This is a genomic window from Isoptericola sp. NPDC060257, assembly GCF_042726645.1.
GTDB classification, from domain to species: Bacteria; Actinomycetota; Actinomycetes; order Actinomycetales; family Cellulomonadaceae; genus Isoptericola; species Isoptericola nanjingensis.
The window spans coordinates 1-19,327 of record NZ_JBHXAW010000056.1 but is presented as its reverse complement, the minus strand read 5'-3'; the positions used below and the strand labels follow the sequence as shown (position 1 = coordinate 19,327).

The window sequence follows — 19,327 nt, the reverse complement described above, 5'->3', positions numbered from 1 at the left end:
GGCCCACCCTGTGGGGGCGGCCGGGCGCCGTCGTGCGTCGGGTCGGGGGGCGCGTCAGGCGCCGGCGCGACCCTCGAGGAAGGCGAGCATCGTGCGCACGCCGACGCCCGTGCCGCCGGCGGGGGTGTACCCGAACGACGAGCCCTCGTTGTACGACGGGCCGGCGATGTCGAGGTGCGCCCACGGGGTGTCGCCGACGAACTCGGCGAGGAAGTGCGCGGCGAAGAGCATGCCGCCCCAGCGGCTGGGGGCGGAGTTGACCATGTCCGCGACGGTCGACTTCAGGCCCGCCTTGAGCTCCGCCGGCATCGGCATCGGCCAGAAGGCCTCGCCCGCGACGTCGGCGGCGGCCTTGACCTCGTCGCGCACCGCGTCGGTACCCATGACGCCGGAGGTGCGGTTGCCGAGCGCGACCATCTGCGCGCCGGTGAGGGTCGCGATGTCCAGGACGACGTCGTGCCCGTCCTCGACGGCGGCGACCAGGCCGTCCGCCATGACGAGGCGGCCCTCGGCGTCGGTGTTCGTGACCTCGACGGTCTTGCCGCCGCGGATCGTGATGACGTCGGCGGGACGCTGGGCGTTGCCGCCGGGCATGTTCTCCGCGAGGCAGAGGTAGCCGGTGACGGCGACCGGCAGGCCGAGGCGCGCGGCCGCCAGGACCGTGTGCAGCACGGCGGCGGCACCGGCCATGTCGGACTTCATCGTCGGCATGCTGGCCGGCGGCTTGAGCGAGATGCCGCCGGTGTCGAACGTGATGCCCTTGCCGACGATGGCGACCTTCTCGGTGGCCTTGGCCGGCGTGTACGAGAGCTTGACGAGGCGCGGCCCGCGCGACGAGCCCTGGCCGACGCCCACGAGCCCGCCGTACCCGCCCGCGGCGAGCTGCTTGTCGTCGAGCACCGTGATCCTGAGGCCCTTGACGCCCTTGGCCGCGGCCTTGGCGGCGTCGGCGAAGGCGGCCGGGAACAGCTCGTTGGGGGCGTCGTTGACCAGGTCGCGGGTGCCGTGCACCGCCGCGGCGAGCACCTCGGCGCGCGCGACCGCGGCCTTGGCCCGGCCCGAGCGCGCGAACGTCGTCACGACCTGGATGCTGCCGACGGCGCCCTTGGTGTCCTTGCCCGTGCGGTAGCGCGTGTAGGAGTACGCGCCGAGCAGCGCCCCCTCGACGACGGCCCCGAGCTCGTCCTCGTCCACCGCGGGCAGCGCGAGGGCGGCCGTGTCGGTCCCGGCGAGCTCGCGGGTGGCGGCGCCGGCGGCGGACCGCAGCACCTCGTGCGGGAACGTGCCGTCGGCCGCGCGCTCGCCGAGCCCGGCGAGGACGACGACGCCGGCGGACACGCCGTCGCCGGCGGGCACGCGCCGCACCTCGTCGCGGGCGCCGGTGACGCCGAGACGGGGCGCGAGGGTCTCGATCTGGCGCACGAACGCCTCGGGGAGCTGGTCCGCGACGACGGCGACGCCGTCCGAGGTGGAGCAGGTGCCGACGACGAGGGCGTCGACCTTGAGAGAGCTGGGATTCTTGCCGGTGAGGGTGAGGTCTGCCACGCGCCGATGCTATCGCCGTCCCGCGGCCGCCGTCGGGCGCCCGGCGGCCGGTAGTCTGCGGGCGTGGTCCTTCCCCTGCTCATCGTCGTCCTCCTGGCGTGCGCCGCGCTCGCCGGGTGGGCGTTGTGGTTCGTCGTCCAGGACCGCGCCGTGATCCTCAAGCAGCTGATCGGCGCCGCCGTGGTCGAGGCGCTCGTCGTCGTGCAGGCGGTGGTGGCCGGCGTGCTCATGGTCACCCGCGACCACCCGGTCGACGGTCCGCTGTTCTGGGGGTACGTCGCCACGGCCCTCGTCGTGCTGCCGGTGGCCGCCGTCTGGGCGTTCGCGGAGCGCACCAAGTGGTCGTCGGTCGTCCTGGCGGTGGCCGCTCTCACCGTGGGCTTCCTCGACTGGCGCCTGTGGCAGATCTGGGGGGCGGCATGAGCGGCACCGCCCCCGCACCCGCCGCGGGCGCGCGCCGGACCGGCTCCGGTTTCGGCCGGCTGCTCGTCACCGTCTACGGCATCCTCGCCTTCGCCGCGATCGGCCGGTCGTCGTACGAGCTGGCCACCAAGTTCTCCGAGGCGCCCGTCGCCTACTCCCTGTCCACGCTGTCCGCCGTCGTGTACGTGCTGGCCACCGTCGCCCTCGCCAAGGGCGGGCCCCGTTGGCGCGTCGTCGCCTGGGTGACCGTCGGCTTCGAGGCCGTGGGCGTCCTCGCGGTCGGGGCGGCCTCGGCCGTCTCGCCCGACGTCTTCGGCGAGACGACCGTGTGGTCCGGCTTCGGCCAGGGCTACGGTTATGTGCCGCTCGTGCTGCCGTTCGTGGGGCTGTGGTGGCTGTGGCGCACCCGCCCGCGCGGTGCGAGCGGTGACGACGGCGCAGCGGCGGCACCGACCGCGCCCGAGCCCACCGAGCCCGCAGCCCCCGACCCGGAGGTCCGATGAGCCCGTACACCCTGCTCTTCAACGGCGTCTTCCGCCGGATGGACCCCGAACGGGCGCACGAGCTCGCGTTCGGCGCCATCTCGCTCGCCGGGCGCGTCCCCGTCCTGCGGGACGTCGTCCAGGGCGCCCTCGCGCCGTACCTGGGCCGGGGCAGCGGCGGCCCGGGCAGCATCGAGGTGCTCGGCCGCACCGTGCCCGCTCCCTTCGGGCTGGCAGGCGGGTTCGACAAGAACGCCCGCGCGATCCGCGGCCTCACGATGCTCGGGTTCGGCTTCGTGGAGATCGGCACGGTCACCCCGCGCCCGCAGCCCGGCAACGAGGCGCCGCGCATGTGGCGCGAGCTCGACGTGCGGGGCATCCGCAACCGCATGGGCTTCAACAACGACGGCGCCCCGGCCGCCGCCGCGCAGCTCCGCGAGCTGCGCGCCACGCCCGCGGGCCGGGCCGTCGTGGTCGGCGCGAACATCGGCAAGAACAAGACGACGTCCGCGGAGGCCGCGGCCGACGACTACGCCGCCTGCGCCCGCGAGCTCGCCCCGTGGGCCGACTACCTCGTGGTGAACGTGTCGTCCCCGAACACCCCGGGCCTGCGCGACCTGCAGACCACCGCCGAGCTGCGCCCCATCCTCACCGCGGCCCGGGCCGCGGCCGACGAGGCCACCGCCGCCGCAGGCACCCGCCGGGTCCCGCTCCTGGTGAAGATCGCCCCCGACCTCGCGGACGCGGACGTCGACGCGGTGGCGGGCCTCGTCACGGAGCTCGGCCTGGACGGCGTCGTCGCCGTGAACACGACCATCGGGCACGACCGCGGCCCCGGCGGCCTGTCCGGCCCGCCGCTCCTGGAGCGCGGGCTGCAGGTCGTCGCCCGGCTGCGTGAGCGCCTCGGGCCCGACCCGGCGATCATCGGCGTCGGCGGGATCTCGAGCGCCGACGACGTCCGCGCGTACCTGCGCGCCGGCGCCGACCTGACCCAGGGGTACACGTCGTTCATCTACTCCGGCCCGTTCTGGCCGTCGCGGGTCAACCGCGCCCTGACGCGCACCCGCGGGTCCGTCGCGGCCGGCAGCATCGACCGCGGCAACGGCTCCACCGGGAGCGCCGCGTGATCCGGGCGCGCTGGGAGTGGGCGCTGGACGACGCCGAGGGGCGCGTGCTGAGCGTCCCGAGCCCGGTCTTCACCACGCAGTACGACGCCGAGCAGTGGCTCGGCGAGCACTGGCGGGAGCTGGCGGCCGGGGGCGCGACCCTCGCCCGCCTGCTGCACGACGGGGCGCAGGCGACCCCCGGCGTGGTGCTGCCGTCGGTCTGACGGCACCGCCGCGGGGTCGCGGCCTCAGGCGCCCGGTGCCACCTGCGCCCAGGCTCGGGCGAGCCGTGGGACGGCCGTCGCGAACTGGTCGGGCTCGCGGGTGAACGTCAGGCGCACGCGGTCGCGCGACGAGCCGTCCGGGGTGAACGCGGGCCCGGGCGTGACCAGGACGCCGTGGCGGACGGCGGAGGCCGCGAGCGCCTGCGCGAGCGGTCGGCCCAGGTCGGCCCAGAGGCAGAGCCCGCCCGCCGGCACGCTCACGCGCCAGTCCGGCAGGGCGTCGCGGACCAGGTCGACGAGCAGGTCGCGGCGCGCCCGCAGCTCGGCGACGCGGCCGGGCAGGATCGCGTCGGCACGGCGCAGCAGCTCCACGACGGCGAGCTGCTCGAGCACCGGCGTGGCGATGTCGGCCGACTCGCGCACGCGCGCCAGCCGGCGCACCACCTGGGGGTCGGCCCGCACCCAGCCGACGCGCACCCCGCCCCAGAACGACTTCGACGCGGAGCCGATCGTCACGACGTGCGGGGAGCTGCCGTCGCCCGCGAACGGCTCCGGCACCTGCGCGCCGGGGTCGAGGGCCAGGTCGGTCAGGGTCTCGTCGCCGACGACGGTCGTGCCGGTGCGGTGGGCGAGGTCGCGCACCGCCGCCCGCGCCTCGGTCGACATCGTCGTGCCGGTGGGGTTGTGGAAGTCCGGCACGAGGTAGACGAGCCGGGGCCGGGTGCGCCGCACCGCCGACGCGAGCGTCTCGACGTCGCCCACGGGGACCCCGACCACCCGTCCGCCGAGCCGTCGCGTCGGCTCCAGGGCGTGGAAGTACGTGGGCGACTCGACGACGGTGGTCTCGCCGCGCCCGACGAACGCGGCGGTGAGCACGGAGATCGCCTGCTGGGCGCCCGTGGTGACGAGGATCTGGTCCGGCGTGGTCGGCACGCCGCGTGCCGTGTAGCGGTCGGCGATCGCCGACCGCAGCGCCTCGACGCCGAGGTGGGCGTAGCCGCCGGTGGCCAGGTAGCCGGGCAGCACCTCGAGGGCCGCGGCGTAGGCGTCGTGCAGGGCGGAGGTGGCCGACGGGGTCGCCTGGGCCAGGTCGACGGGGGCCTCGGGCGGTGCGTCGCCGCGCGGGTCCGTGGGGGCGTCGCCCGCCGCGACCGGCACGCTCCCGCGCGGCGCGCCGGCGCCGCGGGGGAGCGTCGTGACGGTGCCGGAGCCGACCCGGCTCGCGAGGAAGCCGAGCTCGCGCAGGCGGGCGTAGGCGCCGGACGTCGTGGTGCGCGAGACCCGCAGCGCCGTCGCCAGCTCACGCTCGCTGGGTACCCGGGTGAGCGGCGGCAGGCTGCCGGAGAGCACCGCGGCGCGCAGGGCGTCCGACAGTGCGAGGTAGGCCGGCCCTCCCGCGCGCCAGTCGCCCAGCAGGCGCGCGGTGGCGGCGGGGGAGAGCTGCCGGACGGCGGGCGGCGCGGACGGGGCGGAAGGTGGGGAGACGACGGTCACGGGGCCACTGTCGCCCCAATGGATATGGATTGCAAGGCCATTGTCACGGAGGGTGGGAGCATGAGCACGACTGTCCGCCCTGTCCGTCGTCCGCCCCGCCGACTCCCGCGCCGCCTGCCGCGCGGCCCTCTTCGTCGGCGGGCGGCGCGCAGCCCGCGAACCGGGACGCCCGGGGCCACCTCCGCCGCGTCGCCCGTGACCACGGGGACCACCGCACCCGACGCCGCCGTGCCCGCCGTGGCCCCGGCGATGCCCTGGGGGCCCGTCCGCCGCGGGACCCAGCTCGTCCTCGGGCTGCTGGGCTTCACGTGGTCGATGGCGATGATGCTGCACGCGGGCCAGGGCGGCATGCCGTGGGACGTGCTGCACCAGGGCCTGGTGCGCAGCACGGGCCTCGGGTTCGGCACGGTCGTCGCGCTGACGTCCGTGCTCGTGCTGCTCGCCTGGGTCCCGCTGCGGCAGCGTCCCGGCATCGGCACGGTGGCGAACGTGGCCGTCATCAGCCTGGCGATCGGGCCCTGCCTCGCGGCCAACGCGTGGCTCGTGCCCGACCCGGGCCCGGTCGCCCGCGTGGCGCTCGCCGTCGGCGGCATCGTCCTCAACGGCGTGGCGACCGCCGCCTACATCGGGGTGCGGCTCGGCCCGGGCCCGCGCGACGGGCTCATGACCGGCCTCGTGCAGCGCACCGGCGGGTCGGTGCGGCTCGTGCGGACCGGCATCGAGGTCGTCGTCGTGCTGGCGGGCATCCTGCTCGGGGGGACGTTCGGCTGGGCCACGGTGGCCTTCGCGCTGGGCGTCGGCCCCGTGGTGCAGGCGACCGTGCGCTGGCGGTGGCTCGTGCCCGCGGGCCTCACCAGCGGCGCGCCCGCCGCCCGCGCCGCCGCCGCGACGAGACAGCGGCACACCGACGCCGACGTCGCGCGGCGCGGGCGCGAGATCTCCCGCGCGCTCGACATCGTCGCCCGGGAGCACCGCGACCGCTGACCAGCACACCGTCCGGGACGCGATCGTCCGTGCCGTCGGCCGTCAGGGCGCGACGGACCGTCCGCCGGACGGCAGGGTGCGGCGGTAGAAGGTGGCGGAGGCCTCGTAGCCGAGGGTCTCGTAGAAGCAGCCCGCCCGCCGGCTCGCCAGGGAGACGTAGGCGGCGCCGCGGGCCGTCGCCCACCGCTCGGCGTGGGCCATGAGCGCGGCGCCGAGCCCGCGGCCACGGTGCGTCGGGTCGACCATGACCTCCTCGACCCAGCAGACCGGTCCGTTCGCGAGGAACGTCGGGTGGACGCTCGCCAGGAGGTAGCCGAGCGGCGCGTCGCTCGCCGGCCCGGTGACGACGGCGAGCAGGGTGTCGTCCCGAGCGAGGAGCGCCGGGAGCGTGTCGTCGAAGGCGTCCCGCCGGGGCCGGAAGCTCGTCGCGAAGTCGCGGGCGAGCGGCCACAGGGCCTCGGCGTCGGCGGCGCGGGCGGGTCGGACGGTCGGGGAGGGCACGACGGCACCGTAGCGTCGACGTAGCGGTGGGTCGTCGTCGCGTCTCGGGACGAGGACCCACCGCTACGTCGGTCCCCTCCGGGACCGCGGGCCGGTCAGGCCACGCGGGTCTGCGGTGCGTTCTCGGCGGTCTTGGCCGGGTCTCGGACGACGACGTCGCCCAGGACGTCGTCGATCGTCGCCAGGAGCTCGGCCGGGATCGTCACCCCGGAGGCCTTGACGTTCTCCGCGACCTGCTCGGGCCGGGACGCGCCGACGAGGGCCGCCGCGACGTTGTCGTTCTGCAGCACCCACGCGACGGCGAGCTGCGCCATCGAGAGGCCCAGCTCGTCGGCGACCGGGCGCAGGCCCTGCACGCGGGTGAGGACGTCGTCGTCGAGGAACCGGCGGATGCTCGACGCGCCGCCCTTCTCGTCGGTCGCGCGCGACCCGGCGGGCAGGGGCTGGCCGGGCACGTACTTGCCGGACAGCACGCCCTGCGCCATCGGCGACCAGACGATCTGCGACAGCCCGCACTCCTGCGAGGCGGGCACGACCTCGTCCTCGATGACCCGCCACAGCATGGAGTACTGCGGCTGGGAGGAGATGAGCTGGAACCCCAGCTCCTTCGCCAGGGCCGCGCCGGCGCGGATCTGGTCCGCCGTCCACTCGGAGACGCCGATGTACAGGGCCTTGCCCTGGCGCACGATGTCGGCGAACGCCTGCATCGTCTCCTCGAGCGGCGTCTCGGTGTCGTAGCGGTGCGCCTGGTAGAGGTCGACGTAGTCGGTGCCGAGGCGCTTCAGCGAGCCGTTGATCGACTCCATGACGTGCTTGCGCGACAGGCCCGTGTCGTTGGGGCCGCCGGGGCCCGTCGGCCAGTACACCTTGGTGAAGATCTCGAGCGACTCGCGCCGCTCGCCCGCGAGCGCGTCACCGAGCACCTGCTCGGCCTTCGTGTTCGCGTAGACGTCCGCGGTGTCGAACGTCGTGATGCCCGCGTCGAGCGCGGCGCGCACGCACTGCGTGGCGACGTCGTTCTCCACCTGGGAGCCGTGGGTGAGCCAGTTGCCGTAGGTGATCTCGGAGATCTTCAGACCGCTGTTGCCGAGGTACCGGTAGTTGACCATGCGCCCACCCTAGGCGCGGCGCGGGGTCACTCCGGCCAGACGCCGTGCTTCTTCGACGACGGCTTCGGCAGGCGCGAGCGGCGGATCTGGAACGCGCGCATGACGGCGTACATCATCGTGCCCTTCGGCACCTCGCCGAACTTCGCCCGCAGCCGCTTCCGCAGTCCTCGCCACAGCAGGAACGCGTCGGCGATGGTGAGCAGCACGATCGCGTACAGCAGCATCAGCACGAGCGCCGCCATCGTCGCGTTCTGCATGAAGATGAAGTTCAGGACGATGAACGCGAACGCGACGGGAAGGAAGAACTCCCCGAGGTTCCAGCGGGCGTCCACGTAGTCGCGCACGTAGCGCTTGAGCGGGCCCTTGTCGCGAGGCGGCAGGTGGCGCTCGTCGCCGGTCTGCATCGCGCGGTACTCGAGGTTGCGCTGCTCGCGTGCCTTCTCCCGCGCCGCCTTCGTCGCCGCCTTGCGGTCGTCGGGCACCAGGGGGCGCTTGTTCGCGGCCTGGGACACGCTGCGCTTGGGCGTCGGGCGGCCCTTGCCGCCGGGCGTGCCGGTCTTCTCGATCTCGGCGGCCGCGTCGACGGGGTCGGTGGAGCCGGGGGACGACGGCGTCGCGTCGGGCTTGTTGCGGGAGAACACGCTCCCAGAGTAGTCGAGCGCGCAGGTAGCGTGAGCCGCGTGACAGACACCCCCGGCAACGCCCAGCACCTCGACGCCGCCACCACCCTGCGCGCGCACGTCGAGCGGCAGTTCCCCGCCCTCCAGGCCGACCTCGAGCGCCTCGTGCGCATCCCGAGCGTCTCGGCCGCGGCCTTCGACCAGGCGCATGTCGCGGCGAGCGCCGACGCCGTCGCCGCGCTGCTGCGCGACGCAGGGCTGCCCGACGTGCGGATCCTGCGCTCGGCCCGCCCCGACGGGACGCCCGGGGCGCCCGCCGTCGTCGCGCGCCGTCCCGCACCCGAGGGCGCCCCGACCGTGCTGCTGTACGCGCACCACGACGTCCAGCCGCCCGGCGACGCCGCCGGGTGGGCGACCGACCCGTTCGAGCCGGTCCAGGTGGGCGAACGGCTGTACGGCCGCGGCGCCGCGGACGACAAGGCGGGGCTGGTCGCGCACGTCGGCGCGCTGCGCGCCCTGGCCGCCCTCGCGGAGGAGGGCGGCGGCGACCTGCCCGTCGGGATCACCGTGTTCGTCGAGGGCGAGGAGGAGTCGGGGTCCCCGAGCTTCCGCCAGTTCCTCGCCGACCATCGCGAGCTGCTCGCGGCGGACGTCATCGTGGTCGCCGACTCCACGAACTGGAAGGTGGGCGTGCCCGCGCTCACCACCTCGCTGCGCGGCCTGGTCGACGGCGTCGTCGAGGTCGAGGTGCTGGGCCACGCGGTGCACTCGGGCATGTTCGGCGGTCCCGTGCTCGACGCGAACACCCTGCTGGCCCGGCTGATCGCCACGCTGCACGACGACGTCGGCAACGTCGCGGTGGCGGGCCTGGTCAGCGCCCCCGAGCCGGAGGTCGACTACGGCGAGGCGCCGTTCCGCGCCGACTCCTCGCTGCTCGACGGCGTCTCGCTCGCGGGCGAGGGCACGATCGCCGGGCGGCTGTGGGCCAAGCCGGCGCTGTCCGTCATCGGCATCGACGCCACGAGCGTCGCGCACGCGTCGAACACGATCGCGCCCCGCGCGGCCGCGAAGCTGTCCCTCCGCATCCCGCCGGGACAGGAGCCGCAGGCGGCGGAGGACGCGCTGCGGACCCACCTCGAGGCGCACGCGCCCCTCGGGGCGCGCGTCACCTGGCGGCCGGGCGAGCAGGGCCGCGCCTTCCACGCCGCCGACGACTCCGCGGCGATGCGCGCGGCGCGCTCGGCGTTCGCGACGGCCTGGGGCACGGACCCGGTGGACATCGGCGTCGGCGGATCGATCCCGTTCATCGCCGACCTGCTCGAGTTCTTCCCCGCCGCGGCCGTGCTCGTCACCGGTGTCGAGGACCCGGACTCCCGCGCGCACGGCGCCGACGAGTCGGTGCACCTGGGCGAGCTGCGCAAGGTCGTGCTGGCCGAGGCGCTCCTCCTGCGCCACGTCGCCGAGCTCGACGGCTGAGAACGGGGGCGGCGCGATGACCCAGGGCTCCCGGGACGGCTTCGAGGACGCGGTCGCCTCGGCGATCATGGTGCCGCTGCTGCCCTGCGGGGGTGACGAGGCGGACCTCGACGAGCTGGTCGCGTTCTGGACGACGCTCGGCCTCGAGGTCACCTACCGGCAGCGCCGGCCCAACCCGATCGTGGCTCTCGGCCGGGGCGGGCTCCAGCTGCAGTACTACGGGATGCCGGGCTGGGACCCGGAGCAGAGCCACTCGACGTGCGTCGTGGCTGTCCCCGACACCGAGCCGGTCTACGAGACGTTCGCCGCCGGTCTGCGCACGTTGTTCGGCCGGCTGCCCTTGTCGGGGGCGCCCCGGGTGACCCGGCCGAGGAAGAGGGCGAACAACGGGGGCCTCAGCGGGTTCAGCCTGATCGACCCGGCCGGCAACTGGGTGCGGGTCACCCGGCTGCCCGACGCGCCGGTCGTCGCGGGCGAGGGCGGCACGACCTCCTGGACGACGGGTGGTGGCGGGCCCCTGGCGCGGGCCCTCGAGAACGCCGTCGTCGTCGGCGACTCGCACGGCGACGTCGCCCAGGCCCGCAAGCTCCTGGGCGGCGCCGTCCGCCGCTCCCGTGCCGAGGGCGGCACGCCCGCGGCAGAGCTCGCGCCGGCGCTCGCCTACCTCGCGGAGCTCGCGGTACGCGCCGGAGACCCCGCCGCGGCGGGCGAGCTCGTCGCCGAGCTCGACGCGCTCGCCGGCGCCCATGGGGCGGGGGACGCGGCCGTCAGGTCCGCGGCGGACGAGGCGCACGCCCTCGTGACCGACGCGGCCGGCTGACGCGCCGCAGCCTCAGCTCACCCCGGCCGCCGCGCGGAGGACGTCGAGAGCGACCGGGACGTCGGCATCGACGCCCGTGCTCAGGGCCGCCTCGAGCCGCCCGGCAGCCTCGGAGAGCCCCACGTCGCCGAACGTCGCGGCCGAGCCCGCCATCGTGTGGCAGAGCCGTACGGCCTCCTCGCGGGCCACGGGGTCGTCCCGGGTCTCGGCTGTCGCGAGGAGCTCGGTGAGCCGCCGTGCCCGTCCCCGGTTGCGTTCGCGCGCGCGCCGCCCGAGGGCGGCGATCGCGTCGTCGAGACCCGCGTCGTCGAGCCCCCCGCCGTCGGGGCCCGGTCCGTTCTCGCCGTCCGACCCGGTCCTCGGTCGGCCCTGCGGCGTGCCGGGCGAGGCGGTCACGCGTCCCAACCCAGCACGTCAGCGAGGTCGGAGGGCAGCTTCAGCGGGTCGAAGGGCTTCGTCAGCACGCCGGTCGCACCCAGGCCGTCGAGCCGCGAGATGTCCTGGCTACCGACCTTCGCGGTGAGGAACACCACCGGTACCTCGCGCAGCTCGGGGACGGCACGCAGCCGGCCGAGGACGGTCGGCCCGTCGTGCACGGGCATCATGACGTCCAGGAGGATCACGTCCGGGCGCACGCGACGCGCCACGTCCAGGCCTTCCGTGCCGTCGCCGGCCGTGTGCACCTCGTGCCCCCCGACGGCGGACAGCGCGACGGCTGCCACCTCCCTGATCGACGGATCGTCGTCGATGACCACCACGCGTCGGCCCCCCGTCGCCACGTGCTGCGCCTCCTGTCAGTGCCCTTCTCCGAGTCCGCACGACGGTACCCCCCGACACGCGAGGACGCCTTTCGTCGCTCCGGGCGTCGGCTTCGGGGGCGGAGCGCGCGAACCTCTCCTACCCTCGGGCCCATGGGGGACGCGCGACAGGCGACGGCGCGGGCGCACGCGAGGTTCGTGCGCTGGTGCTGGGTCGCGGCGGTGCTGGTGCTGGCCCTGGTGGTGCTCCTGGCGGGCCCCCTGGACCAGGCCGCGCAGGCTGCGATCTCTCGCGGCGCCATCGCAGCGGCCGGCGTGGTCGCGGCGCTGAGCTGCGGCTGGCGCGCGGCGCGCTCGACGGGGCGTCGACGCCGCGCGTGGGGACTGCTGTCCCTGGGCGGCGCGGTCGGCCTCCTCGGCAACGTGTACGCGGGTCTGGTGGGCGACCCGGAGACCGGCGACACCGCCTACATCGCAGCGCTTCTGCTCGGCGTGGTGGGGATGGCGCTGTTCCCGACCGTGCGACCGCGCGGTCACGAGCTGGTGCGCATGCTGCTCGACAGCGTGGTCGTCGGAGGCTCGGTCCTGTACATCGCGGTCTTCAGCGTCGCCCTGGGGGGTACCGGCGGCTTCGAGGCCGAGCCGGTGCTCACCGCGTACGCGCTGCCGGTCGTGGACGCGCTCCTGGCGACCCTCGCCGTCCTCGTGCTCACCCGTTCCCCGGCCGCCGAGCGCGTGCCGCTCGGCCTCGTCGGCATCGGGTTCGTGCTGTACGCGGTCGCCGACGTGGCGTTCGCGCTCCTCACAGTCGAGGGTGGCTTCAGCTTCGGCAGCCCGGTCGACGTCGGGTGGGTGGGCGGCTATCTCGCCATCGCCGTCGCGGCGCGCCACCCCGCAGCTTCCGGTAGCCCCATCACGGGGCATCGGACGGACGGGTCGCCCGTGCTGGGCACCGTCGTCACGTTCGGGCTTTTCCTCGCTGCAGCGCTCGCGCGGGTGTGGCAGTCGGGGGCGAACGACGGCGTCTCGGGGGTCGCGAACACGCTGTGGGTGGCCGTCCTCGTCGCCGTCGCGGTACGGCAGATCCTCGTCGTCGTCGACAACGAGTCGCTGCGCGGCGGGCTGGAACGGCGGGTGGAGGAACGCACGGCACAGCTGCGGGCGCTGGCGAGCGAGCGAGAGCGCACGCTCGAGTCCGTCGCCGACGGCATCTACGGCGTCGACTCCGCCGGACGTGTCACCTTCGTCAACGCCGCCGGCGCCAGGACGCTGGGCACGGCGGCGGCCGACCTCGTGGGACGCGACGCGCACGAGTCGTTCCACGCGCCTGCCGAGGACGGCACCCCGTACCCCGCCGAAGGCTGCTACATCGCCGAGGCTCTGCGAGAAGGCCTGACCGCCACGGCCGAGCAGGACGTCTACCGGCGCCCGGACGGCAAGGACGTCCCCGTCGAGGTCGCTGCGAGCCCACTGCGCACTGACGGCGTGGTGACCGGTGCAGTCGTGGTGTTCCGCGACATCTCCGAGCGGCGCGAGGTGGAGCGCATCAAGGACGAGTTCGTCTCCGTCGTGAGCCACGAGCTGCGCACGCCGCTCACCTCGATCCGCGGCGCGCTGGGGCTGCTCGACAGCGGGGTGCTCGACCGGGCTTCCGACCAGGCCGCCCGCATGGTGCACATCGCCCTCACGAGCAGCGAGCGCCTGGGCCGCCTCGTGGACGACATCCTCGACGTCGAGCGGATGGACGCGGGGACCGCGCAGCTGGTGCTCGCCGAGCAGCGGCTCGACGGGCTCGTCGCGGCCGCGACGGAGCAGGTGTCGATCCAGGCCGACGACGCCGGCGTGGTGCTGTCGTCAGACGGCACGACGGAGCTTGTGCTGGTGGACGGCGAACGCATCGTGCAGACGCTGACGAACCTGCTGAGCAACGCCGTGAAGTTCTCGCCGCGGGGGAGCACCGTCCGGGTGTCCGTCCGGACCGTGGGGGACCTGGTCGAGGTGCGGGTCGACGACGAGGGCCGCGGGATCCCGCCGGACAAGCTCGAGACCGTCTTCCGGCGCTTCGAGCAGGTGGACGCCTCGGACGCTCGCGAGCGGGGCGGCACGGGACTGGGTCTCGCCATCGCCCGGAGCATCGTCGAGCGGCACGGTGGGCGGATGTGGGCGCTCAGCGAGGGGGACGGCCGCGGGTCCAGCTTCCGGATGACCCTGCCGCGCGCGGTCGTTCTCGGCCCGGCGGACCACGACGCACCGGCGGGCGCGACGCCCGCCCCGCCGGCGACCGCCCCCGTCCGCTCGGTGAAGGACTCCGACCCGGGCTCCGACCCCGTACCCGCGTCGGAGGCCGCCCGCGTCGCCACGGACGTCCGTGTCGTCGTCGTCGACGACGACCCGTACGTGGTCGACGTGCTGCGCGCCGTCCTCGAGGCACGCGGGTACGCCGTCGTGGGTGTGACCGACGGCCGCGCGGCGCTCGAGGCCGTCGAAGCGGAGCATCCCGCTGCGATCGTGCTGGACCTGGCGATGCCCGGGACCGGAGGCGCCGAGGTGCTCCGACGGCTGCGGCACTCGGCGGCGACCGCCGAGCTCCCGGTCGTCGTCGTGTCGGGCACGGCGGCGTCGGACGCCCGGGAGACCGCGGCGCTCGCGGACGGCTGGCTCGTCAAGCCCGTGGACCCCGCCCGGCTCGCGGCGACGGTCCGCGACGTCATCCGGCTGCGCCCGCACCACGAGAACGTCCTCGTCGTCGAGGACGACGACGACCTCCGCGCCGTCCTGACGACCGTCCTGGAGGGCGCGGGACTGGTGGTGACGGCGGCGCGGGGCCTCGCCGAGGCGCGCGCCGCCCTCGCGGACGGGCCGGAGCCTCACCTGGTGCTGCTGGACCTGCGCCTGCCCGACGGCACGGGCCACGACCTGGTGGCGGACCTGCGGCGCCGCGGCCGCCTGCACCGGACCCCCCTCGTCGTCTACTCGGGTGCCGACGTCGGCCCTGTCGAGCGGGAGGACCTCCGTCTGGGCAGTACCGTCTTCCTCACCAAGGGCCGGGAGGCGCCGGACGCGGTGCTGCGCCCTGTCCTGGACCTGCTGGACGCCGCCGCGGGCCGGACCGCCGACTCCTCCGCCCACCACCAGACCGGACCGACCCCGAGGACCCCATGAGCGACTTGACCATTCGCGTGAGCGCCGGCACCGGGAGGGGCCGCACGACGCTCGCAGCCTTCGACGCGGCCCTCGTGGCCGCCGGCGTGGGCGACTTCAACCTGGTCCGGCTGAGCTCGGTGGTGCCACCGGGCAGCACGGTCCTCGAGGTGGAAGGGCGAGACCAGCTCCGGGGCGAGCACGGCGACGCGTTGTATTGCGTGTACGCGGCGGGGCACGCCTCCCTGCCCGGCCACGAGGCCTGGGCCGGTGTCGCGTGGTCACGGCGCGACGACGGCAGCGGCGCAGGGCTCTTCGTGGAGCACGACGGCCCGTCGCACGAGCAGGTGGAGACCGATCTCGTGCACAGTCTGGACGACCTGTCCGCGACGCGCGGGGGCATGTACCACCAGGAGGGACGCCGCATCATCGGGATGGCCTGCGAGACCCTTCCCGTGTGCGCCGTGGTGGTGGCGACGTTCCGTCGCGCCGGATGGGAGGAGCTGGGCCGTGCGCGCTGACGTGACGTTCGAGGCGACGGTGACCGGGGAGGCGGCCGAGCGGTTCTGGGCGCTCTACCTCGAGGCGTTCGAGCCGCTGCGGACGCGCGCCGCGGCCCGCCACGTGCTGCACCGTGAGGAGTTCGACGAGGAGATGAGCGACCCGCGCGTGCTCAAGCTCCTCGCCCACGATGCGCAGGGGAAGGAGGTCGGGCTCACGACGCTGGCGACCGACCTCGCCGCTGTGCCCTGGGTGAGCCCGGAGTTCTTCGCCGAGCGCTACCCCGAGCACGCCGCGCGTGGCGCGATCTGGTACATCGGCTTCACCCTCGCCCATCCGGGCCGACGGTCGACGCGGACGTTCATGGACATGATCGACGCCCTCGTCGCGCGACTCGCCGAGCACCGGGTGGTCTGCGCGTACGACGTCTCCCGGTTCAACGACGACTCGCTGCGGTTCGCCGAGAACCTGCGCCGCCGCCTGGAGCGCACGCAGGACGTCACGGTGGAGACGGTGGACCGGCAGACCTACTACGCGACGACGTTCCACTGACGGCGCGCGCTGCCGCCCACGCGCGTCAGGCCCGCTCGGGGTCCCGGTGCGCGACGTCGAGCGCCCGCGCCCAGGCGGCGACGTCGTCGGGCAGGTCGGGGCTCTGCGCCGGCGCCTCCGGGCCCATGAGCGCGACGACGTCCGGCGCGGGGATCCGGGCGTTCCCCGGGCCGAGGAACCGTCCGGCCACGTAGCCGCGGCCGTAGAGCTGCCCGCGGCAGGTGAAGACCTGCTCGATGTAGATCACCCGCTCGTCCCAGCCGAGCACGCGCGTGGCGATCTCGAAGCGGTCTCCGAGCTTGAGCGAGCGCTTGTAGGTCATGGTCGACGCCGCGACCACCGGGTACCACTTGCGGTCGCCGATCTTGGCGAAGCCGTCGAGGTCGGCGATGAAGTTCGACCGTGCCACGTCCATCATCTGCAGGTACGAGCCGTTGTTGACGTGCAGGTACAGGTCGAGGTCGCCGGGGCGCACGCGCATCCGCGTCACGGACGGGTCGAGCAGGCCCTGGCCGGGCACCGGCTTGCGGGGACGCAGGGACGCCCAGGTGAGCTGGATCATTCGAGTCACCCGCGCAGGGTATATCGGCGACCGGCGGTACCAGATACTTGCGCCCGGCCGGGCGGGCGGACGTGCTGCAGGTCAGACCGGGGGAGCGGGGTCGTACTGGATCCCCCGGCGCACCGCGCGCGCCACCTCGGGCGACTCGAGCCGCGCCACCAGGTGCAGGGCCATGTCGATCCCGGCCGAGACGCCGGCCGCCGTCACGACGTCCCCGTCGTCGACGAACCGCGCCTCGGTGTCCACGACGACGCTGGGGTCGATCTCCGCCAGCTCGTCGTAGTGGTCGCGGTGCGTCGTCGCCGGGCGGCCGGCCAGCAGCCCCGCCGCCGCGAGCACCAGGGCGCCCGTGCACACGCTCGCGAGGACCGGCGTCTGCACGCGCACCTGCCGCAGCCACTCCAGGTGGGTCGGGTCGGCCATCATGGCGCGGGTGCCCCAGCCGCCCGGGTAGACGAGCACGTGCAGCGGGCCGACGTCGTCCGCGGAGTGGGCGGGCACGAGGCGCAGGCCCTTGGCGAGGCGCACGCCGTCGCCGTCGCGCGAGAAGGTGCTCACGTGCGGCTTCGGCCCCGACTCGCTGCTCGAGTGCTGCTCCCAGGCCGCGAGGACCTCGAACGGCCCGACGACGTCGAGCTCCTCCGCGTCGTCGAACACGAGGATGCCGATGTGGAGCCCGCCGTCGGTGCTCATGCCTTCTCCTGCGTCGTCAGGGCCGTCACGGCCCCACGGTCATGTCAGATCCCGGGCAGCGCCAGCATCTGGTCGAGCGCCACGCGGGCCCAGTGGGCGTCGTCGGCGTCGACCACGATCCGGTTGACCACGCGTCCCTCGACCAGCGACTCCATCGCCCACACCAGGTGCGGCAGGTCGATGCGGTTCATGGTCGAGCAGAAGCACACGGTCGAGTCCAGGTAGTGCACCTGCTTGTCAGGGTGCGCCTTGGCGAGCCGGCGCACCAGGTTGAGCTCGGTGCCGATCGCCCAGGAGCTGCCGGGCTCGGCGGCGTCGAGGGCCTTGATGATGAACTCGGTGGACCCCACCTGGTCCGCCGCGGTGATCACCTCGTGCTTGCACTCCGGGTGGGCCATCACCGTCACCCCCGGCACCTTCGCCCGGACGTCCTCGACGTTGCGCGCGGAGAACCGCCCGTGCACCGAGCAGTGCCCCCGCCACAGGATCATGCGCGCGTCGCGCAGCTGCTGCTCGGTGAGGCCGCCCAGCGGCTTGCGCGGGTCGTAGACCACGCAGTCGTCCAGGCTCAGGCCGAGCTGGAGGACGGCGGTGTTGCGGCCCAGGTGCTGGTCCGGCAGGAACAGCACCTTGCCGGTGCCCTCCACGCCGCCCACCCGGTCGAACGCCCAGCGCAGCGCGACCTGCGCGTTCGACGAGGTGCAGACGGTGCCGCCGTGGCGGCCGGTGAAGGCCTTGATCGCGGCGGACGAGTTCATGTAGGTGACGGGCACGGTGTCGTCGGCGATCCCGACGTCCTGCAGCACCGCCCACGCCTCCTCGACCTGGCCGATCTCGGCCATGTCCGCCATGGAGCAGCCCGCGGCGAGGTCGGGCAGCACGACCTGCTGGGCGTCCGACGTGAGGATGTCGGCGCTCTCGGCCATGAAGTGGACGCCGCAGAACAGGACGAACTCCGCCTCGGGGCGGGCGGCGGCCTCGCGCGCGAGCTTGAAGGAGTCCCCGGTGACGTCGGCGAAGTCGATGACCTCGTCGCGCTGGTAGTGGTGCCCGAGCACGAACGCGCGCTCGCCCAGGGCGGCCCGCGCGGCGCGGGCCCGCTCCACCAGGTCCGGGTCCGACGGCGACGGCAGCGCCCCGGTGCACTCGACGCCCCGCTCGGAGGCGAGGTCGCGGCCCTGGCCGAGCAGCAGCAGCGCGGAGGGTGCGGGCTCGGCGAAACCGGTCGTGGTGCCGGTCGTGGTGCCCGCGGTGTCGTTCAGCAGGGTGGTCACGCGCTCATATTTCCACAGCGCCCGGCCGCGGCGCGCCGTGCGTCCGCTCGCACAGCGGCCGTGCGCGGCGGGCCGCGCGTCCGCCTCTCTGGCGCGGCCGGGGCGTCGAGCGTCCGTGGCGCCAGCGGGTGTGCCACGATCGCGGCATGCAGGTGCTGCTCTGCGTCGGCGAGGACGCCCGCCCTCTGGCTCCCGCGCTCGCGACGGCGTGGCGGGAGGCCGCGCCGTCGTGCGACGTGACCACCGTCGTCCTGCCCGCCACCCTGTCCGACAACCCGTCCGACAAACCGTCCGACGCCGCGCCGCCCGGGGAGGCGCGACCGGCGCTCGCGGGCGTGTTCGTCCCCCTGGGCGCCCTCGGGCTGTCGAGCGTCGCGGGGCCGGAGGAGGGGCCGCTCGCCGGCCCGGCCGCCGAGGCCGACCTCGTCGTCGTGCACGTCCCCGTGCTGGACGGCACGACCCTGCGCGAGGGGCGCGTCCCGGCCGCCGTGGCGGCCGCCGCCCCGCACGCCGTCCCGGTCGTGGTGCTGGCCGGCCGCAGCGAGGTGTCGCGGCGCGAGTGGTCCGGGGCCGGGGTGAGCGGCGTGCACGAGACGGGGCCCGACGCCGCGACGGCGACCGCGCGCGTGGCGCGGACCTGGGCGCCGTCCTGGGCCTGACCGCCACGACCTCGACGGCTGCCGCGCCGCGCCTGTGACCCGCGTCATCGCGCCCGCGGAATTCGCGCGTAGGATCGGGAACAGCCGTACCGGTCCGCCTGTTGGAGGAAGCATGACCGACACCACCGAGATCGCCACGCACGCCGTGGACCTGTCCGACGTCGCCGCCGACAAGGTTCGCAGCCTGCTCGAGCAGGAGGGCCGCGACGACCTCCGTCTGCGGGTGGCCGTCCAGCCCGGCGGCTGTTCCGGCCTCATCTACCAGCTCTACTTCGACGAGCGCCTCCTCGACGGCGACGCGCTGCGCGACTTCGACGGCGTCGAGGTCGTCGTGGACCGCATGAGCGTGCCCTACCTCGAGGGCGCGAAGATCGACTTCGCGGACACCATCGAGAAGCAGGGC

22 protein-coding genes are annotated in these 19,327 nt (G+C 74.9%); 12 read left to right on the top strand and 10 right to left on the bottom strand.

The window, feature by feature from the left end:
* Positions 1–54: 54 nt before the first annotated feature.
* On the bottom strand, positions 55–1,545 hold the full coding sequence (locus tag ACFWEK_RS07090; RefSeq protein ID WP_430545195.1) for a leucyl aminopeptidase: 1,491 nt from the start codon (positions 1,543–1,545) through the stop codon (positions 55–57).
* Between the two features lie 63 nt (positions 1,546–1,608).
* Between ACFWEK_RS07090 and ACFWEK_RS07085 the strand changes: the two genes are divergently transcribed.
* Genes ACFWEK_RS07085 through ACFWEK_RS07070 form a run of 4 tightly spaced genes read left to right on the top strand, consistent with a single transcriptional unit; the run spans position 1,609 to position 3,780 of the window.
* Positions 1,609–1,968 carry a hypothetical protein gene (locus ACFWEK_RS07085; RefSeq protein WP_430545196.1) on the top strand — a complete coding sequence of 120 codons (360 nt, stop codon included), beginning with the start codon at positions 1,609–1,611 and terminating at the stop codon, positions 1,966–1,968.
* Positions 1,965–2,471, top strand: a complete 507-nt coding sequence (locus tag ACFWEK_RS07080) for a hypothetical protein (protein ID WP_430545197.1) — start codon at positions 1,965–1,967, stop codon at positions 2,469–2,471. The genes ACFWEK_RS07085 and ACFWEK_RS07080 overlap by 4 nt, the downstream gene beginning before the upstream one ends.
* Positions 2,468–3,577 (top strand): quinone-dependent dihydroorotate dehydrogenase, encoded by a 1,110-nt coding sequence (locus ACFWEK_RS07075; RefSeq protein ID WP_430545198.1) that lies wholly within the window; start codon positions 2,468–2,470, stop codon positions 3,575–3,577. Before ACFWEK_RS07080 ends, ACFWEK_RS07075 begins: the two co-directional genes overlap by 4 nt.
* Positions 3,574–3,780, top strand: a complete 207-nt coding sequence (locus tag ACFWEK_RS07070) for a hypothetical protein (protein WP_430553577.1) — start codon at positions 3,574–3,576, stop codon at positions 3,778–3,780. The genes ACFWEK_RS07075 and ACFWEK_RS07070 overlap by 4 nt, the downstream gene beginning before the upstream one ends.
* A 24-nt stretch (positions 3,781–3,804) precedes the next feature.
* Here ACFWEK_RS07070 and ACFWEK_RS07065 read toward each other — a convergent pair whose 3' ends face one another.
* Positions 3,805–5,274 carry a PLP-dependent aminotransferase family protein gene (locus ACFWEK_RS07065; protein ID WP_430553576.1) on the bottom strand — a complete coding sequence of 490 codons (1,470 nt, stop codon included), beginning with the start codon at positions 5,272–5,274 and terminating at the stop codon, positions 3,805–3,807.
* Positions 5,275–5,523: 249 nt separating this feature from the next.
* Between ACFWEK_RS07065 and ACFWEK_RS07060 the strand changes: the two genes are divergently transcribed.
* Positions 5,524–6,258, top strand: a complete 735-nt coding sequence (locus tag ACFWEK_RS07060) for a YitT family protein (RefSeq protein ID WP_430553579.1) — start codon at positions 5,524–5,526, stop codon at positions 6,256–6,258.
* A 42-nt stretch (positions 6,259–6,300) separates the two neighbouring features.
* Here ACFWEK_RS07060 and ACFWEK_RS07055 read toward each other — a convergent pair whose 3' ends face one another.
* The 3 genes from ACFWEK_RS07055 to ACFWEK_RS07045 all read right to left on the bottom strand — a co-directional run bounded on the left by ACFWEK_RS07055 (position 6,301) and on the right by ACFWEK_RS07045 (position 8,509).
* The gene (locus ACFWEK_RS07055) at positions 6,301–6,759 is read right to left on the bottom strand and encodes a GNAT family N-acetyltransferase (RefSeq protein ID WP_430553575.1); all 459 of its coding nucleotides are present in this window, start codon (positions 6,757–6,759) and stop codon (positions 6,301–6,303) included.
* Positions 6,760–6,854: 95 nt separating this feature from the next.
* A complete protein-coding gene (locus ACFWEK_RS07050) occupies positions 6,855–7,868 on the bottom strand; it encodes an aldo/keto reductase family protein (protein ID WP_430545202.1) in 1,014 nt (337 codons plus the stop codon).
* 26 nt (positions 7,869–7,894) lie between these two features.
* Entirely contained in the window at positions 7,895–8,509 is a 615-nt protein-coding gene (locus ACFWEK_RS07045; RefSeq protein ID WP_430553574.1) for a DUF3043 domain-containing protein, read from the bottom strand.
* Positions 8,510–8,539: 30 nt separating this feature from the next.
* Here ACFWEK_RS07045 and ACFWEK_RS07040 point away from each other — a divergent pair, with 30 nt between their 5' ends.
* On the top strand, positions 8,540–9,964 hold the full coding sequence (locus tag ACFWEK_RS07040) for a dipeptidase (RefSeq protein WP_430553573.1): 1,425 nt from the start codon (positions 8,540–8,542) through the stop codon (positions 9,962–9,964).
* Positions 9,965–9,980: 16 nt separating this feature from the next.
* Positions 9,981–10,784 carry a hypothetical protein gene (locus ACFWEK_RS07035; protein WP_430553572.1) on the top strand — a complete coding sequence of 268 codons (804 nt, stop codon included), beginning with the start codon at positions 9,981–9,983 and terminating at the stop codon, positions 10,782–10,784.
* Between the two features lie 12 nt (positions 10,785–10,796).
* On the opposite strand, the gene ACFWEK_RS07030 is transcribed toward ACFWEK_RS07035, so the two are convergent.
* On the bottom strand, positions 10,797–11,180 hold the full coding sequence (locus ACFWEK_RS07030; protein ID WP_430545206.1) for an Hpt domain-containing protein: 384 nt from the start codon (positions 11,178–11,180) through the stop codon (positions 10,797–10,799).
* Positions 11,177–11,539: a response regulator gene (locus ACFWEK_RS07025; RefSeq protein WP_430553578.1), complete on the bottom strand. Its 363-nt coding sequence runs from the start codon at positions 11,537–11,539 to the stop codon at positions 11,177–11,179. The genes ACFWEK_RS07030 and ACFWEK_RS07025 overlap by 4 nt, the downstream gene beginning before the upstream one ends.
* A 156-nt stretch (positions 11,540–11,695) precedes the next feature.
* On the opposite strand from ACFWEK_RS07025, the gene ACFWEK_RS07020 reads away from it, so the two are divergent.
* The 3 genes from ACFWEK_RS07020 to ACFWEK_RS07010 are packed head-to-tail and all read left to right on the top strand — an operon-like array spanning position 11,696 to position 15,736.
* A complete protein-coding gene (locus tag ACFWEK_RS07020; protein ID WP_430553571.1) occupies positions 11,696–14,704 on the top strand; it encodes a response regulator in 3,009 nt (1,002 codons plus the stop codon).
* Positions 14,705–14,721: 17 nt separating this feature from the next.
* Positions 14,722–15,204, top strand: coding sequence for a pyruvoyl-dependent arginine decarboxylase (locus ACFWEK_RS07015; protein WP_430545209.1), 483 nt, complete (start codon positions 14,722–14,724; stop codon positions 15,202–15,204).
* Positions 15,194–15,736, top strand: a complete 543-nt coding sequence (locus tag ACFWEK_RS07010) for a hypothetical protein (protein ID WP_430553570.1) — start codon at positions 15,194–15,196, stop codon at positions 15,734–15,736. The genes ACFWEK_RS07015 and ACFWEK_RS07010 overlap by 11 nt, the downstream gene beginning before the upstream one ends.
* 25 nt (positions 15,737–15,761) lie before the next feature.
* On the opposite strand, the gene ACFWEK_RS07005 is transcribed toward ACFWEK_RS07010, so the two are convergent.
* From ACFWEK_RS07005 to nadA, 3 genes are all read right to left on the bottom strand, one after another.
* Positions 15,762–16,298, bottom strand: coding sequence for an acyl-CoA thioesterase (locus ACFWEK_RS07005; protein ID WP_430545603.1), 537 nt, complete (start codon positions 16,296–16,298; stop codon positions 15,762–15,764).
* Between the two features lie 81 nt (positions 16,299–16,379).
* Entirely contained in the window at positions 16,380–16,991 is a 612-nt protein-coding gene (locus tag ACFWEK_RS07000) for a DJ-1/PfpI family protein (RefSeq protein ID WP_430553569.1), read from the bottom strand.
* A gap of 44 nt (positions 16,992–17,035) precedes the next feature.
* Positions 17,036–18,265 (bottom strand): quinolinate synthase NadA, encoded by a 1,230-nt coding sequence (gene nadA / locus ACFWEK_RS06995; protein WP_430545212.1) that lies wholly within the window; start codon positions 18,263–18,265, stop codon positions 17,036–17,038.
* A 146-nt stretch (positions 18,266–18,411) separates the two neighbouring features.
* On the opposite strand from nadA, the gene ACFWEK_RS06990 reads away from it, so the two are divergent.
* Entirely contained in the window at positions 18,412–18,924 is a 513-nt protein-coding gene (locus ACFWEK_RS06990; protein ID WP_430553568.1) for a hypothetical protein, read from the top strand.
* Positions 18,925–19,036: 112 nt separating this feature from the next.
* Positions 19,037–19,327: HesB/IscA family protein (locus tag ACFWEK_RS06985; RefSeq protein ID WP_430553567.1), on the top strand; the 291-nt coding region annotated here is incomplete at its 3' end.